Raw genomic sequence first — 14657 nt, 5'->3', positions numbered from 1 at the left:
ATGGCAATCTACGCAATATGGAACAACAAAGGCGGTGTGGGTAAAAGCTACCTAACTTTTCAATTAGCTTCAGAGTATGCACGTCAGAATCCGTATAAAAAAGTTCTAGTAGTTGACCTATGCCCACAGGCTAACTCATCCTCTATGCTTTTAGGTGGAATGGATCAAGGAGAAACAAAACTTACTCAAATCCATACACAACAACCAAGACTTACAATCTCCGGGTATATCGAGGATCGAATTCGGAGTCCATACGTATCTCCGAACTCAGGCACTAGCTACATCACACAAGTGTCCCGATACAACAGTGAAGTACCAAGCAATGTATACCTTGTGGTTGGAGATGAGCAACTTGAAACACAGTCTTCAAGAGTATCAAGCGCGACAAATCCAGGTCCGCAGGATGCTTGGCGAATTGTCCACTTATGGATACGAGATCTGATAGCAGATGTTCAAAACTCTTGGCACAATGAAAATAACTGTGTTTTCATTGACTGTAACCCCAGTTTCTCTATTTACACGGAATTGGCACTAACAGCGGCTGAACGATTAATAATTCCTTTTTCTGCTGACGGTTCTTCAAAGCGAGCAGTAAAAGCAGTTCTAGCCTTAGTTTACGGTATCCGAAGACATACTGGAGACACTCAATCAGAGTTCTTCTTAGAGTCGGATAGATATCGGATGGCGTTGCCAACAATATACATGTATGTAGGAAATAGACTTACACAGATGAACAGTTCCTCCGCGTCGGCTTTTAGAACTGTTGTAAATGAGATCGGCGAAGAAATATGGGGTGTTTGGAAAACAACTCCTCAGTCTTTCTGTATACATCCTAGTGGTGCTTCAACACCAGTTAGTCAAAGAGCTTTTCGAGAAATGTTTCAATATGAAGTCAATGATGCTAATACTGCATCAGTTGTTTCGGGAGCTTTAGGAATACCTATCGCATCCTTGACCGCTGGACAAAAAACAGTAGCTGGTAAGAACATTACGGTCAATCAATCTCAACTAGATAAACAAGTACCGAATATAGAAGATCTTGTAAGAAAAATTGAGTAAGGGTTATTTTCAGCATAACTATTTATTACTATGCAAAATGCTAGATAAACACCCCATAGTGGTTGTTATCCTACTATCTGCAGAATAAATCAACCATTGGTGTTATTATCCACACTTTTGTTAGGTAACGTCCTTATTTAGGGTTTTATTTAACAAAATGCAAAATAACGTTCCGCTTCACCCATCGCCAAAACATTTGCGGTTGACGACTAATTTTATACAGTCGGCGAGCAACAGGAGTTTTAGTTCCTTATTCTGGGGCAAAATCTTCTTTACTTGCGCCACACACGGGACACACCCAATCTTCTGGTAAATCTTCAAAGGGCGTACCAGGCGGGATATCCGAATCGGGATCGCCTTCTTCGGGGTCGTATACATGACCGCAGGTCGAACATACATATTTTTGCATAGCAGGACACCTCGTTTGCAAATGTACGTTCTCAGAATAACTGCTATCAACAAAGGAATTTTCAAATCCCAAACAAGAATTAACACTTAACGATTTAATCTAATACATACCAAGGTTATAGGTAAGGCAACCAGCGCGATCGCAATTCCTACACCCACCTCTATTCGATCCAGTTGGCTGCCAAAGTACAAGGCGAATCCATTCAGTAAAGCCGTCGCTAAACCACCTCCGCCAAAATATAAACCTGTCGCCAGCCCCTCATTCCCATTGGCAAGCATGGCTAGAGCAAACGGAATCATGCTGGTGAAAACTAACCCAAAGGCCACCCCAGCGAGGAATATGTGGAACAACTCGAATATGAGATTCGAGCCGAAGGCAGTTTGCCGCAGAAAGGACATGGCGATCGCAACTGATACAGCGCACAAACCTATTACCATGCCTTTACGCTCGCCGATCTTGACTATTAATTGCCCGAGAGGAAAGGTCGCGATCGCGGCAATTAACAAGATCGCCGAGGCTGTGTATTCTCCACTGAGATTTAAAGATGAAGTTTGGGATAATACTCGCGGTACCACAGCCATCATCAAATTCACTTCTGTTGCTGCTCCCATCCCAATTAGGAAGGCCAGGAACATCGATCTTGTCGAAGTTCGTGCCTCAGACAGCATTTGAGAAGCAGCTTGCGGGGATGGAGATAGATATTTAGGCGACGATCGCCAGAGCCAGGTAGCACCAATTAGCAACCCCACAGCACCAAAAATGAACGCCTTTCCAGCTCCAGAATTCTTTAAGAGGCTATTAATAACTGGGTGACACGCACCGACTAAGGCAAATACAAAGACAAGTAGAGAATTGGCTTGAGGCAGAAATTTTGTAGGTGCGAGTTGTTGCAAAATCGCGATCGCAGGCCCCCGAAAAATAATCATGGCAATTACCCAAGCTGTCATCAGGATGGGAACTAGCCAGCGCATACCGTCAGGCAAATGACCGTCCAGCAACCAGGAAACTATTAAGAAAATGGAGCCAGCGATCGTTACGCCGACGGCTATTATGGGTAGACGGCTACCGAACGAGCGCATGATGCGATCGCTCATACCTCCCACCACAGGCTCGACTCCAGCTACCAGGACACCCTGAACTACTCCCAACCAGGTTGCTAATTCCACAAAGCCCATATTCCTGAGAATTTGGGGCTGATAAAACTCGTAGATCGTCCAGGCAAATACGATCGCCGCCAACATAGCGGCTAGTCCAACTACCTGTTGCCACAAAATTTTTCGCTCATTTTCGATCGCATTCATATCTTTCCAAATCGCTCGCTTTAGTCATTTACTCCGCAATAGTAGGTACGTTCCTTCCCATAATTTAGTTTCGTGCGATCGGCGATCGAAAGCAATCAGATTGATATAGCGGTTTTCACTTGAGAACGGGTTTTATTGACGGGGTGAAGGGGTGGAACCCCGACCTGGGGGCAACGCCCCCAAACCCCCTGCTCTTTCCGATCTGAAAACCGCTATAGAACCACACAAACATAGGAAAACGAGCCATAAACTTACCCCCCGTAAATTTATGGCTCTTGTTGAGTTTTAATTTGTAGTTTCTATGGGAGCAAAAGTAGCCAAGTCAGACTTATTGAGCTTGCTCGATTACTTCTGTAGTGCGATTGCCGTTGGCATCTTCTGAAACGGTAACCTGATTACCATTCTCATCGACTATTGAAACCGCCGCATTACCATGTTCGTCCACTGCCGCACAGGCAGCTACTTCCCCATCAGTAGAACACGCAGTAGACGTTTCACCAGCCTTAGCAGGAGCGCTAAAACCCACCAGAACTGCTGCACTGAGAGTAGCGATCGCGCCCAAAGAGAAAAGTTTTTGCATTACCTTAAATACCTTTTAATTCCTTAAATTGACACTTGACAGGTAGAGGTTCATTTCATTCCCCCTTAAGACATATACTTCCCACAAATCAGCAAAACGATCGCATCAAGAGCGAAATTTAGCTGCTTGCCCTCGACTTTGCCCGGAAAGTGCGTTTAGGCAAACTGGGCAAGTCTAGAAAAACTGGCCGACGACTGCTTAATATAAATTAATCTTTGCCAAACCATTAGGTATTCCGATGCATGGCAAGGTCAAAAAGCTTTGACTTTTAGCCTTATTACAGAACATTATTAGTTAATACTCTAAGTATGCTTGTTCTTCCATAGACAATTATCAATGAATTCCATAGTTCTCCAGACTATATGGCTAATCCCCTGCTACGCCCTAGCAGGAACATTCATTTCGGTGCTCTGGTTCCCATCCATTACACGTCGGACGGGACCGAGACCGGCGGGTTATGTCAATGCGATCGCCACCTTTTTCGCTCTGACTCAGAGCCTCCTGGCGCTCAGGGACATTTGGGGTCAGCCCCCACAGCAACTATTTATTCCCTGGCTGAAAGTTGCCAATCTCGATCTGACCATTTCTCTAGAAATATCTGAAGTAGCAGTGGGGGCAGCAGCTTTAATCTGCGGTCTGAACCTCCTCACTCAGATCTATGCGATTGGCTACATGGAGATGGACTGGGGCTGGGCGCGCTTCTTTTCCTTACTAGCCTTATTTGAAGCAGGGATGACAGCCCTGGTTCTATGCGACTCGCTGTTCTTCAGTTATGTAATTCTAGAAATTCTCACGCTCGGCACTTACCTATTAGTAGGCTTATGGTTTAACCAGTCCCTCGTAATAACGGGCGCGCGGGATGCTTTCTTAACCAAACGGATAGGAGACTTAATACTCCTCATGGGTGTTGTGGCTCTGTTGCCTTTGGCAGGTACCTGGGACTTTACCGAGCTAGCAGCTTGGGCTAAAACAGCCAATGTCGATCCAACCATCGCTACTCTGGTGGGCTTAGCTCTACTGGCGGGGCCGATGGGTAAATGCGCCCAGTTTCCGCTACACCTGTGGTTGGATGAAGCTATGGAAGGTCCTTTACCCAGTACGATTTTGCGTAATTCTGTTGTGGTTGCCACCGGAGCTTGGGTATTGGTGAAGCTAGAGCCGGTGCTTTCTCTGTCTCCAGTGGTAATGACCGCCACGATCGCGATCGGTGCTGCTACGGCTATCGGTGGCACTTTAATTGCGATCGCCCAGATTGATGCCAAGCGAGCGCTCTCTTATTTGGTCAGCGCCTACATGGGTCTAGCCTTCATCGCGGTTGGACTGCATCAAACTAATACGGCTCTGTTGCTGATGTTCGCCTATGCCGTCGCGATCGCGCTGCTGGTGATGAGTATTGGCGGCGCGATCTGGAACTGCACCACGCAAGACTTACGACTCTATGGTGGGCTGTGGTCTCGTCGTCCGGTGAGTGGATTCTCATTTGTAGTCGGCACTCTGGGCTTAGTAGCTATACCTCCCTTCGGATCGTTCTGGGCCGTACAGCAACTGACGGAAGCAGCATGGCAAACTCAGCCCTGGTTAGTCGCCGTCCTGTTTTTGGTCAATGCCCTCACTGCCTTTAGCCTCGTCCGCACGTTCGGCCTCATCTTTGGCGGTAAACCCAAGCAAATGACCGAGCGATCGCCCGAAATCCACTGGCCGATGGCCTTACCAATGGTATTTCTGATGGGTATTGTCCTGCACGTTCCCCAATTGTTGTTCGTTTGGCAGGTCGTTCCTGGATGGTCAGTCCTGACGGAACCCTCATCCATTGTTTTAATTTCGTCCAGTGCGATCGGATTGGCGGCGGGAGCTGGATTTTACCTGAATGACAAGGTAGCTAAGCCCGTATCCCTTCCCAGTAAAGCCCTGCAAGATTTTCTCTCCTACGATCTATACACGGCTAAACTCTACAAAATGAGCATAGTTTTTGGAGTTGACTGGATTTCTAAACTCTCTGATGCGTTCGATCGCTACTTTATCGATGGCTTTGGCAGGCTGTTTGGATTGGCAACAATTTGGAGCGGTCAAAACCTGAAGTACAGCACCGTCGGCCAATCTCAGGGATATCTGCTAACTATTTTAGTCGGGATAGCGGTTTTGATACTTTTAGTACTCGGTTTCGCCATCCGTACCTAAATCCAGCCTGTTGTAGGGTGGGCATTGACCACTTTATGACTAAAAACTTTAAATTCCACTTTAAATTCCACCAAACCTTAAATTATGCTCAGTAGTCTGATCTGGTTGCCAATTATGGGTGCCCTACTGATCGGCTTCTTGCCGATCGCCACCGACACCACTTATGCAAATACATCCGATGGTAAAGCACCCCCCTTATCCGTGCTTAAACCCAGCACCGCCAACGCCACGCTCAGGAATTTGGCCTTAGCGATCGCTACGATCGTTCTTGGGTTATCGATCTATCTAACTACTCAATTTGATATTAGTAGATCGACCATGCAGTTCCAGGAGCATTTTCCCTGGCTGCAATCTTTGGGGATCAGTTATAGTCTTGGTGTAGATGGGATTTCGCTACCGTTGATCGTTCTGAATGCGCTGCTTACCTGGTTAGTTGTACTCAGTACTCCCATCGAGCAAGAACGTCCCAAACTGTTCTATACCCTGGTTTTCCTGATTAATGCCGGACTGGCTGGTGCTTTTTTGGCGCAGGACGTGCTGCTGTTCGTTCTGTTCTACGAACTGGAACTAATTCCGCTCTATTTGATGATTGCGATTTGGGGCGGTGCCAAACGCGAAAAGGCGGCGATGAAGTTTCTGATTTATACAGCGATTTCTGGCATTTTGATTCTGGCTGGCTTTGTGGCTTTCGGCTGGATTGCCGCTAACCCCAATCCTTCCTTTGACTATGCCACGCTCAAAGGTGCCGCCTTACCGCTGAGCTTGCAGATTCCCATTCTACTGTCGTTACTGATTGGATTTGGGATTAAAACCCCACTCGTGCCTTTACATAGCTGGCTGCCAGATACATACGTGGAAGCATCCACGCCAACCGCGATTCTCCTGGGCGGTATTCTGGCTAAGCTCGGTGCCTATGGCATTATCCGTTTCTGTTTGGGCATGTTCCCCGAGGCGTGGGCTTACTTTGCCCCCTGGTTTGCGATCTGGGCTGCTGCTGGCGTATTGTATGGCACGATCGTGGCGATCGCTCAAAAAGATATCAAACGCATGGTGGCCTATAGCTCCATCGGTCACATGGGATATATTCTGCTGGCCTGCGCGGCTGCTACCCCCTTGTCCATGGTTGGTGCTGTATCCCAGATGGTGAGTCACGGATTAATTCTAGCGATTCTGTTCTATCTGGTCGGCGTGATCGAAACCAAAGTTAGAACGCGCGAACTCGATGTCTTGAACGGATTGCTCAATCCCATTCGTGGTTTGCCAGCGATCGGTGCCATGTTGGTATTTGGCGGTATGGCCAGTGCTGGGATTCCAGGCATGGTGGGCTTTATCTCGGAGTTCTTAATATTTCAGGGTAGTTTTGCCAAATTCCCCATCTCCACGTTGCTATGCATCGTGGGAACGGGTTTTACTGCCGTGTATTTTGTGATTCTGCTCAATCGCACTTGTTTCGGCAAGTTAGATAATGAGAAATCCTACTATCCGCGCATTACCTTTACCGAACAGGTTCCTGCCTTAATTTTGACTGTGCTGATTATTTTCCTAGGCGTGCAGCCCACCTGGCTGGTGCGCTGGAGCGAAGCAACAACGAATCAAATGGTTGCAGCTATCCCGACCAGCACGCAGGTTTCTCTCGCTAGCCCTCCATCACTTCAAAATCAAAATTAGGAATTATCTAGGAATTTTCAATCATGGTACAAGCCCCACCACAACCCGGCACGAAGCTGCCCCCTTCTCAGCACGAATTTGCGGATGTCATCCATCGCCTCGAAGCAGGTGGTGCGATGCTACCCGACACCCCAGAGAATCTCATGCAGATTATTGGCTTATACAAAGCCTATGCTGTCCCGATGGATTTCTACTGGCGCGACCTCCTCTACATTGCCGAACGTGTCTTTCTCGATCCCTTGCCTTTCTTTAAGTATTTCCTGCCCAAGGAATATTTAGAACTGCACAATCACTATGCCGGTGACGATGCGGATCTGAGAATCTGGCGCGGTTATGCCACAGCGCACAAGGAACTCCTGGAGTTCATGGACAAGGGAGAACTGAAAATGAAAATCCCTCGCCTTTTCCATCACTGGTGGCACGATCGCATCAATATGGAATTTGCCGAAGAGTGCATGCGAGCCATGCTCTGGCATCGGAATATGGGCGGTCAGTTCGATCCCTATCTCGACAGCGACGAATACAAAGCCAATGCCGATCGCGCCATCAAAGCCTATTTCAAATACAACCCGCTGATGCTGGGGCTGTACAAGCTCTTCCCCGATTTATTCCTGGAACAGTGCCGTCAGATGTCCTACTACGCCAATCTGGGTCTATTTTGGGAAATTATGGCTCCGGTCTTCTTTGAGATGAGCGATCTCTACGATGAAGGCAAAATAGCCAGCGTACCCGATGCGATGAACTTTCTGATTAACGGGATTTTTGCGATCGCCGGTCGTCCCATCTACCATCACGTCTATATCAGGGGAGAATGCTATGAAATCATTCCTAAGTCAAAAGGCTTTACCTGGCTGTACGAAGCAGCATTTCCCTATGTAGAGGCAGTGTTCTATCGCACTTCTCCTTTCCGTGGCACTAAATCCTACAACGCTCAAGCGGGTCAGGTACCAGACGATCAAAATGACTTCCACTATGGAGTTCTCTATGCCGACAAGTTCCCTGTAGGCACGGCAGGTATTCCACCTACGCTGCTCCATCAAGACATGTTCCATTTCTTACCGCCCTATCTGGTGGAATACTACAAGCAACACTGTCGCGGCGAGGATGACACGCTGATTCAATTGGCAGTTAGTTTTCAGCGATCGATGTACTGCGTTACCTCTGCGGTAATCCAGGCCGGACGCGCCGCCTTTTTCTATCCACTTGACGATCCCAATCCCAAACATTTGCTGGCAAATCGCGCCTACTTTGAGGGACAGATCAATCGATTCTGCAACCGTAAATATGGCATGAATGAAGCAGCCCGCCTGCGCAACATCCAAAAACAAAGTTATAGATAAAGGAGATTAGAGAAACACATGGCTGATATTGTTGATATTGCTGTAGGAGCAGGTGCATTTACAACTCTAGTCACAGCGGTACAGGCTGCAAATCTGGTCGATGCGCTCAAAAGCCCAGGCCCCTTTACGGTCTTTGCACCAAATGATGACGCATTTGCCAAACTCCCACCCGGCACCATTACAACCCTAGTACAAAATATCCCTCAACTGACCAGAATTCTCACATTCCATGTAGTTTCTGGCAGATATAAAAAAGAAGATCTGGCTAAGCTCAAGACCGTAACCTCACTTGAAGGTACAACCATTGAAATCGATATCGATGACAATGCCTTTGAAGTGAATAATGCCACTGTCGTCGCCGCCGACATCGAAGCAGATAACGGCATCATCCACGTCATCGACAACGTCATCCTCATGCGCCCGCACTGGGTAGCCAACATTATGGCTTCCGGTCGCAAGAGCATGGAAACTGGTATCTGCGGCTAGTCTGACTGACATCTCTGCCTGGAGTCCAGTTTGATAGATACATCTTTTTTAACCGAGATGTTTTTTAAACTATAGCGTTTTTCAATTGAGAACAGGTTTTATTGCCGGGGTGAAGGGGTAGAACCCCTTCTTGGGGGCAACGCCCCCAAACCCCCTACTCTTTCCGATCTGAAAACCGCTATATAACTAAAGTCATGCCTAAGTCGTGACCTATGTCCGATGACGCACTCCAGTTATTCTTGGTAGCTTAAAGACAACAAAAGTTCACAAAAGGTTAACAGGAGTCGATCCCATGAAATTTTTAGCTAATAAGACCGCGATCGCCGCATTTTCCGCTATCATTCTCGCTGCCCCTTTCCACATATCGGCAGCACACGCCCAAGCTCGTTTTGGTGGAGTTCGCAGCACTAACGGAGCAGCAGGTTGCCTCGGCAACACGACCCAGGGCGGCTGCAGAGCTAACTACAACGACGGCACTGGCAATACGTTTAAAGGTCAGAGTAACTACAGCAATACCAGCACCAACTTTAGCAATCGCAGAAATACTAGCTGGACGCGCAACAATGGCAACAACGGCTCTGGCACGGTCAGCAACGACTACGACAAAACCACCAAAACGGGAGTCCGCAATGCCAATCGCAGCGGTACTTACAACGGCACGGACTATACCTATGACAAAACTACTAACTATTCAGAAGGTCAGGTTTGCCGCACGGTCAACGGTACCTATGGCACCTACACCTACACCAACAGCGGCAAGCTAAGCTGCCAATAAACTTAAGCAGATAGCTCCAAAACTAGTTCTGTTTCTAGCCCTGCAAGTAGCTGCAGGGCTTTCGCGTTCATCGCGATCGCTACCCTGGTTCGCGCAGATTGGGATCGGTGCGACATACTTTCAGAGCCTGGGCTTGCGCAGACTTAATCTCAACTATACGTTTTGGGTTGGTCGAGCGATCTACCGTGACATCAAAACAAGCACAGCCATAGCCATAACTGCCCACATTTGTACGAATCCATTGATTGGGCGGGAACTCTGGCGGCCAGTCACCTTGAGCCTGATAGCCACCTTGGGAAGAAATTAACCACAAACCATCGCGATCGCTCAGCCAAGCATTTGCTGGTGTGGGGTTTTGGAACCAACCGCATCTTTTCTCAACCTTACTCTGTGCGCTCAGACCAGAAATCGAAGTAGTAGAGAGTAGTGCTGCAATTGGTAATAGAAAAAGCAAAGACTTTCGCATCATGAAATTTTAAGAGTGAAATGGAATAGAGGTTAAAGGTAGTAAAGAGAGGACTAGCAAACCCAACAGGAGATTATTAGATTCAGGCTCAGGTACAGTCTCGTCTAAAATAGCATCAATCCTTTTTTCGAGACGGCTGCGCGGTGTGGGGTAGCTAAAAGCAGCACAGAAAATTTCTGACTCCGGCGCGATTGGCTGCGCCACGTAAACTAACGCGCTACTCACAGACCATAATAACGCTTCTGCCAATACCAGTCTGTCTACATACTGAGCAGCCCAGCGATCGGCACGCATTTCTCGCAATAACAACAGTTCTTGCCATAGAGCATCCGTATGCGGCAACCACCTCGTTACTTGTCTGATATATCCCAAGCAAAAGAACCAAAAGGTATCGCGATAATGGTAATGTGCCTGTTCGTGCTTCAAAACCGCTTCCAAGTGAATCGGATCGAGTGCCTGCAACATGCCCTGACTGACCGCAAGTTGAGGTCGCCAAAACCCAACTTGGGCGGCAAAGATCTGGGGAGAATCCAGCTCCCTCACCGTTTGCCCCGCTAATTGAGTTGCAAATTCGCTGTGAGGATAGCGAGCAATCTTGCGTGCAGCAATGATACCTTGTGCCCCAAGCGTGCAACCCCAAACGATCGCATAGCCAAGAAAAGCGATCGCGATCGCATAGCTAAACCAGCCACCATGAAACCCCAGCATCTGCCCAGTTGGCCCCATGCAGAGCACGGCGATCGCTGTCATCAGGATGAGCAAAGGTGGGAATAGAAATAGGAACAGAATTTTTTGCCATCGCGCTTGATATCCACCCAGATCGATATCCGAGAAATTGAGCAAACCAGGATAAATCCACCTCAAACACCAGGCTAAGCTCAATACCACCATAATTATGATTACGTGCATTATCTTTCCTCCCGTTCCTGGCGAATCGCTTTTAGCCGCTGCGCGATCGCTTCTAAGCGATCGACGCTAGCAAGATCGAGTTCATCGGCAAAGGCCGCCACAATATCAGCATTGCCCACTTCCAAAAATCGATTTAACCGCTCGTGGGCTTCTAATGCCTGTGCTTCAGGGCGCGAAATGGCAGCCTGCCAAAACAGGATTTTGCCGCGCTTATGGGAAGTCAGCCAGCCTTTCTTGACCAACCGCGACAATACGGTGATGACTGATGAGTAGGTTAGCTCGCGATCGGGATCGGAGAGAATGCGATCGTGAATCTCTCTGGCTGTCGTAGTACCAAGCTCCCAGATGAGATGCAGAATCTCTGTCTCTAGAGGCCCCAGAGACAACTGCTTGGGACGATAGTTGGGAAGAGGAACCATAAATTACTTTGTCTACGCTTCAGGGATAAATCAACAATAATGGCAAGAATATTAAGCATTCCTGTATATTCGGCAAGTTTGACGGCTTGTCTTTTGACTTAAGCATTATAGAGCTTAAACAATGTGGTTTGAACTTATGCTTAAATTTTCGATCGCGATAACCATGAAGTCTCTATTTAGAAACATAGCCTCAGCACTCCTAATAGCGTTACTAGTATTGAGTCTAGGCATATTCAATTTTAGTCAGCCCGCCTATGCCGCAGACATAGAAGCTGGTGCCAAACTGTTTAAAGCTAACTGTGTTGGCTGTCATCTCAATGGCAATAATACCGTCCAAAAGGAAAAGACGCTAAAAATTGACGCGCTTAAAGCCAATGACAAGTACTCCCTAGAAGCGATCGTCGCCCAAGTCAAAAACGGTAAAAATGCCATGCCTGCCTTTGGCAAGAAACTGAAAGCGGCTGAAATTGAGAACGTCGCCAGTTACGTCTTGGCTCAAGCCGATAACGGTTGGAAAAAGTCTAAGTAGATTTCTACCAGAGAACGTATCGATTACCGTAGGGACAGCGCCCCCGTGCCTGCCCCTAAATATAGCCGTAGACAGATCTGTTAGGACAGGGGGTGTGGGGGCTGCGCCCCCACGCAGGGGTTCCACCCCTGCACCCCGTCATAAGCCTATTGGCTATAGCTATATCTATCGTACCGACAAGAACCATCCTTAGATTGCCCTCTACATATCGATAAAGCTATGGACTTTTTATGCAAAGGATTCCGATCGCTAACGATTATCAGCTTCTTGCTGACGATGCTACTTTTGCCCATTAATCCCAACCAGAGCCTCGCGATCGCCTCACCATATTCTCCTACCCATATCTCTCATGGGGAATTCCTCCAACGGGGGATCGAGCGCATGCAAAAGGATGATTATGAAGGAGCGATCGCTGAGTTTACTAAGGCACTTAAACAGAATGCTCGGCAAGAAGATCGAAACTCTACAGCCCATAGCAATCGCTGTCTGGCCTATCTGCAAACAGATCGCTATCAGAGCGCGATCGCAGACTGCACGCAAGCAATTAGCATGAATCCCCGGAATTTAGAAGCTTTGCTCAATCGGGGGCTTGCCTATTTTCGTTCTGGTAATTATCAAGCAGCGCTGACGGACTATAACACTATGTTAGAGCTTTCACCAGATGACTTTAGAGCTTATTACAATCGCGGCTTGGCAGAGATGGCTCAAGGACATTATCAAACAGCGATCGCTGACTACACTCAAGCGCTGAAGATATCTCAAATATCTCAAGCAGGTGGATCTTCGGCGGCTGACTACGCCAATATTTATACAGATCGAGGAATCGCTAAGTTTATGTCAGCCGATGTCAGCGCGGCAATTGGGGATTTCAGTCAGGCGATCGAACTGGATCGACACAACGCCAGAGCGTTCTTCAATCGCGGTTGCGCTCACCACAGACAAAGATTTTTGGCACAAGCGATCGCAGACTTCACTAGATCGCTGGATCTAGATCCGCATAACCCAGATGCGTACATGGGCAGAGCAATCGCGCTGCATAACCAGGGACAGAACAGAGAAGCACTCCATGACCTGCAAATTGCAGCTAACGAGTTTCTAGCTAAAGGCAAAGAGGACGCTTCCAGGCACGCTCTAGATCTGTGGCATCAACTCCAACAGAAGACAATTTTTACCTAAGCTAAGGAGAGAATTTATATGTTAACGCAGTCCATGCACAATCGCCGATCGATTTGTCTCGCCCTCACGATCGGCATTGCCCTACCGATCGCAATTGCCCTACCAGCCACCCGCACGTCAGCCGCTCCTGGCAAGACTGCCACAGCTAAACTCCTGGATGCGAAAAAACAGGCGATCGGCACTGTTAAATTCGCGGAAACTCCCAAGGGACTGCAAGCCACTGTAGAGGTGAAGGGGCTGAATCCTGGCGAACATGCCATTCACGTCCATGAATTCGGTAAGTGCGATCCGCCCAACTTCTTATCCGCTGGCGAGCATTTCGATCCATCAAAAACCACTAAAAAGCCAAAACACGAAGCGAAGACAAAAGGGAAAACACCAGCCGGCGATCTGCCCAACATCAAAGTAAAATCAGATGGTACGGGGACGTTAACTGCGATTCTGCCAGGTCTAAATCTAGGAAATGGTTCCAATTCGCTACTAAAACCAGGCGGTACCGCTGTAATCGTTCATGCGGGAGCTAATGGCAAATCTACAATTCCGGGTGTCGATGCGAAAACTAGAATTGCATGTGGTGTAGTCACGCCGTAGCAAACAATCGACAAAATCGCTTCATCCTATCTCTGAAATTTATTATTGCCAATGCCGAGCAGTATTGGTTTGTCAGGGTTTAGTTTAGCTATAGCGGTTTTCAGATCGGAAAGAGTAGGGGGTTTGGGGGCAACGCCCCCAAGAAGGGGTTCCACCCCTTCACCCCAAAAATAAAACCCGTTCTCAAGTGAAAACTGCTATAGCGCCCGATATGTTTCCTTTCGGCACACAAATCGCATTTACTTGCAATCAGCCTCGCAATTTCGCATTGTGGTGCTTAGGACAGTCGGCGAATAACTTGAACCCCGATGTAGCATCTCTAGATGAGGCGCGTGGTCATATTTCATCGACTAAGGAGTTGTTGGCAAGTATTAATATTACTGATTCTAAACTGTCAGAACTCAATCGGCTCGATCTTGGACAAGGGCTATATGCAGAATTATCTGGACTTTCGTATGTAGATGATTTTCTGATGCCAAACTTTTATTTCCATATAACAACGGCGTACAATATCCTGCGTATGGCAGGAGCACCAATAGGTAAGCGTGACTTTATGATGCATTTAGTACCTTCTCTGAAACATCAAAGCAATGCATAACAACCGCAATGCACCAGAACTTAAAAGTATGCTGGTTTGTGGCTAGTACACCAAAACAAAAGTTTTGGTGGGGGTGGAGGGGGTGAAATCCCCTTCTGGGGGCTCTGCCCCCATTCCCTCATGTTGCAAAATTTATGATTTGCAACATGAGGTTTATCTGAGGCCGGTGATTG

General features: G+C 47.7%; 16 protein-coding genes. 10 read left to right on the top strand and 6 right to left on the bottom strand.

All coding sequences use genetic code 11. The features are described 5' to 3' along the window. Window positions 1-1059, top strand: coding sequence for a ParA family protein (locus PSE6802_RS0104515; protein WP_019498874.1), 1059 nt, complete (start codon window positions 1-3; stop codon window positions 1057-1059). A 250-nt stretch (window positions 1060-1309) separates the two neighbouring features. On the opposite strand, the gene rd is transcribed toward PSE6802_RS0104515, so the two are convergent. The 3 genes from rd to PSE6802_RS27750 form a co-directional block, all read right to left on the bottom strand. Further along, window positions 1310-1468, bottom strand: coding sequence for a rubredoxin (rd, locus tag PSE6802_RS31710; RefSeq protein ID WP_071592261.1), 159 nt, complete (start codon window positions 1466-1468; stop codon window positions 1310-1312). 86 nt (window positions 1469-1554) lie between these two features. Then, window positions 1555-2769, bottom strand: a complete 1215-nt coding sequence (locus PSE6802_RS27755) for an MFS transporter (RefSeq protein ID WP_019498872.1) — start codon at window positions 2767-2769, stop codon at window positions 1555-1557. A 328-nt stretch (window positions 2770-3097) separates the two neighbouring features. Beyond that, entirely contained in the window at window positions 3098-3349 is a 252-nt protein-coding gene (locus PSE6802_RS27750; RefSeq protein WP_019498871.1) for a hypothetical protein, read from the bottom strand. 336 nt (window positions 3350-3685) lie between these two features. On the opposite strand from PSE6802_RS27750, the gene PSE6802_RS0104495 reads away from it, so the two are divergent. From PSE6802_RS0104495 to PSE6802_RS0104475, 5 genes are all read left to right on the top strand, one after another. After that, window positions 3686-5527: an NAD(P)H-quinone oxidoreductase subunit F gene (locus PSE6802_RS0104495; RefSeq protein ID WP_026103055.1), complete on the top strand. Its 1842-nt coding sequence runs from the start codon at window positions 3686-3688 to the stop codon at window positions 5525-5527. Between the two features lie 84 nt (window positions 5528-5611). Beyond that, entirely contained in the window at window positions 5612-7195 is a 1584-nt protein-coding gene (locus PSE6802_RS0104490) for an NADH-quinone oxidoreductase subunit M (protein ID WP_019498869.1), read from the top strand. A gap of 23 nt (window positions 7196-7218) precedes the next feature. Continuing rightward, window positions 7219-8535, top strand: coding sequence for a CO2 hydration protein (locus tag PSE6802_RS0104485; protein ID WP_019498868.1), 1317 nt, complete (start codon window positions 7219-7221; stop codon window positions 8533-8535). 18 nt (window positions 8536-8553) lie between these two features. Then, window positions 8554-9021, top strand: coding sequence for a fasciclin domain-containing protein (locus PSE6802_RS0104480; protein WP_019498867.1), 468 nt, complete (start codon window positions 8554-8556; stop codon window positions 9019-9021). A gap of 292 nt (window positions 9022-9313) precedes the next feature. After that, window positions 9314-9796, top strand: a complete 483-nt coding sequence (locus PSE6802_RS0104475; protein WP_019498866.1) for a hypothetical protein — start codon at window positions 9314-9316, stop codon at window positions 9794-9796. Window positions 9797-9875: 79 nt separating this feature from the next. Here PSE6802_RS0104475 and PSE6802_RS27745 read toward each other — a convergent pair whose 3' ends face one another. The 3 genes from PSE6802_RS27745 to PSE6802_RS0104460 are packed head-to-tail and all read right to left on the bottom strand — an operon-like array spanning window position 9876 to window position 11590. Continuing rightward, window positions 9876-10265, bottom strand: coding sequence for a DUF4087 domain-containing protein (locus PSE6802_RS27745; protein ID WP_036945471.1), 390 nt, complete (start codon window positions 10263-10265; stop codon window positions 9876-9878). Between the two features lie 6 nt (window positions 10266-10271). Then, window positions 10272-11171 carry a M56 family metallopeptidase gene (locus PSE6802_RS0104465; RefSeq protein WP_019498864.1) on the bottom strand — a complete coding sequence of 300 codons (900 nt, stop codon included), beginning with the start codon at window positions 11169-11171 and terminating at the stop codon, window positions 10272-10274. Continuing rightward, window positions 11171-11590 carry a BlaI/MecI/CopY family transcriptional regulator gene (locus PSE6802_RS0104460; protein WP_019498863.1) on the bottom strand — a complete coding sequence of 140 codons (420 nt, stop codon included), beginning with the start codon at window positions 11588-11590 and terminating at the stop codon, window positions 11171-11173. The genes PSE6802_RS0104465 and PSE6802_RS0104460 overlap by 1 nt, the downstream gene beginning before the upstream one ends. Window positions 11591-11711: 121 nt before the next feature. Between PSE6802_RS0104460 and petJ the strand changes: the two genes are divergently transcribed. From petJ to PSE6802_RS27740, 4 genes are all read left to right on the top strand, one after another. Next, window positions 11712-12119 (top strand): cytochrome c6 PetJ, encoded by a 408-nt coding sequence (gene petJ, locus PSE6802_RS0104455; RefSeq protein ID WP_019498862.1) that lies wholly within the window; start codon window positions 11712-11714, stop codon window positions 12117-12119. A gap of 219 nt (window positions 12120-12338) precedes the next feature. Then, on the top strand, window positions 12339-13295 hold the full coding sequence (locus tag PSE6802_RS0104450; RefSeq protein ID WP_036945469.1) for a tetratricopeptide repeat protein: 957 nt from the start codon (window positions 12339-12341) through the stop codon (window positions 13293-13295). Between the two features lie 18 nt (window positions 13296-13313). Continuing rightward, the gene (locus PSE6802_RS0104445; RefSeq protein WP_019498860.1) at window positions 13314-13886 is read left to right on the top strand and encodes a superoxide dismutase family protein; all 573 of its coding nucleotides are present in this window, start codon (window positions 13314-13316) and stop codon (window positions 13884-13886) included. Between the two features lie 187 nt (window positions 13887-14073). Continuing rightward, window positions 14074-14484 (top strand): DUF1993 domain-containing protein, encoded by a 411-nt coding sequence (locus PSE6802_RS27740; RefSeq protein ID WP_263970308.1) that lies wholly within the window; start codon window positions 14074-14076, stop codon window positions 14482-14484. Window positions 14485-14657 lie beyond the last annotated feature (173 nt).

Source organism: Pseudanabaena sp. PCC 6802 (assembly GCF_000332175.1).
Taxonomy (GTDB): Bacteria; Cyanobacteriota; Cyanobacteriia; order Pseudanabaenales; family Pseudanabaenaceae; genus PCC-6802.
Note: the sequence above shows the minus strand (reverse complement) of the source record. Positions and strands in the feature narration are given on the sequence as shown.

What these genes read in the sequence shown, in the direction of transcription:
- PSE6802_RS0104495 (WP_026103055.1), top strand. Translation starts at nt 3,686, where the DNA reads ATGAATTCCATAGTTCTCCAGACTATATGGCTAATCCCCTGCTACGCC.
- PSE6802_RS0104460 (WP_019498863.1), bottom strand. Translation starts at nt 11,590, where the DNA reads ATGGTTCCTCTTCCCAACTATCGTCCCAAGCAGTTGTCTCTGGGGCCT.
- PSE6802_RS27750 (WP_019498871.1), bottom strand. Translation starts at nt 3,349, where the DNA reads ATGCAAAAACTTTTCTCTTTGGGCGCGATCGCTACTCTCAGTGCAGCA.
- PSE6802_RS0104445 (WP_019498860.1), top strand. Translation starts at nt 13,314, where the DNA reads ATGTTAACGCAGTCCATGCACAATCGCCGATCGATTTGTCTCGCCCTC.
- PSE6802_RS0104515 (WP_019498874.1), top strand. Translation starts at nt 1, where the DNA reads ATGGCAATCTACGCAATATGGAACAACAAAGGCGGTGTGGGTAAAAGC.
- PSE6802_RS0104475 (WP_019498866.1), top strand. Translation starts at nt 9,314, where the DNA reads ATGAAATTTTTAGCTAATAAGACCGCGATCGCCGCATTTTCCGCTATC.
- PSE6802_RS0104490 (WP_019498869.1), top strand. Translation starts at nt 5,612, where the DNA reads ATGCTCAGTAGTCTGATCTGGTTGCCAATTATGGGTGCCCTACTGATC.
- rd (WP_071592261.1), bottom strand. Translation starts at nt 1,468, where the DNA reads ATGCAAAAATATGTATGTTCGACCTGCGGTCATGTATACGACCCCGAA.
- petJ (WP_019498862.1), top strand. Translation starts at nt 11,712, where the DNA reads ATGTGGTTTGAACTTATGCTTAAATTTTCGATCGCGATAACCATGAAG.
- PSE6802_RS27755 (WP_019498872.1), bottom strand. Translation starts at nt 2,769, where the DNA reads ATGAATGCGATCGAAAATGAGCGAAAAATTTTGTGGCAACAGGTAGTT.
- PSE6802_RS0104450 (WP_036945469.1), top strand. Translation starts at nt 12,339, where the DNA reads ATGGACTTTTTATGCAAAGGATTCCGATCGCTAACGATTATCAGCTTC.
- PSE6802_RS0104465 (WP_019498864.1), bottom strand. Translation starts at nt 11,171, where the DNA reads ATGCACGTAATCATAATTATGGTGGTATTGAGCTTAGCCTGGTGTTTG.
- PSE6802_RS0104480 (WP_019498867.1), top strand. Translation starts at nt 8,554, where the DNA reads ATGGCTGATATTGTTGATATTGCTGTAGGAGCAGGTGCATTTACAACT.
- PSE6802_RS0104485 (WP_019498868.1), top strand. Translation starts at nt 7,219, where the DNA reads ATGGTACAAGCCCCACCACAACCCGGCACGAAGCTGCCCCCTTCTCAG.
- PSE6802_RS27745 (WP_036945471.1), bottom strand. Translation starts at nt 10,265, where the DNA reads ATGATGCGAAAGTCTTTGCTTTTTCTATTACCAATTGCAGCACTACTC.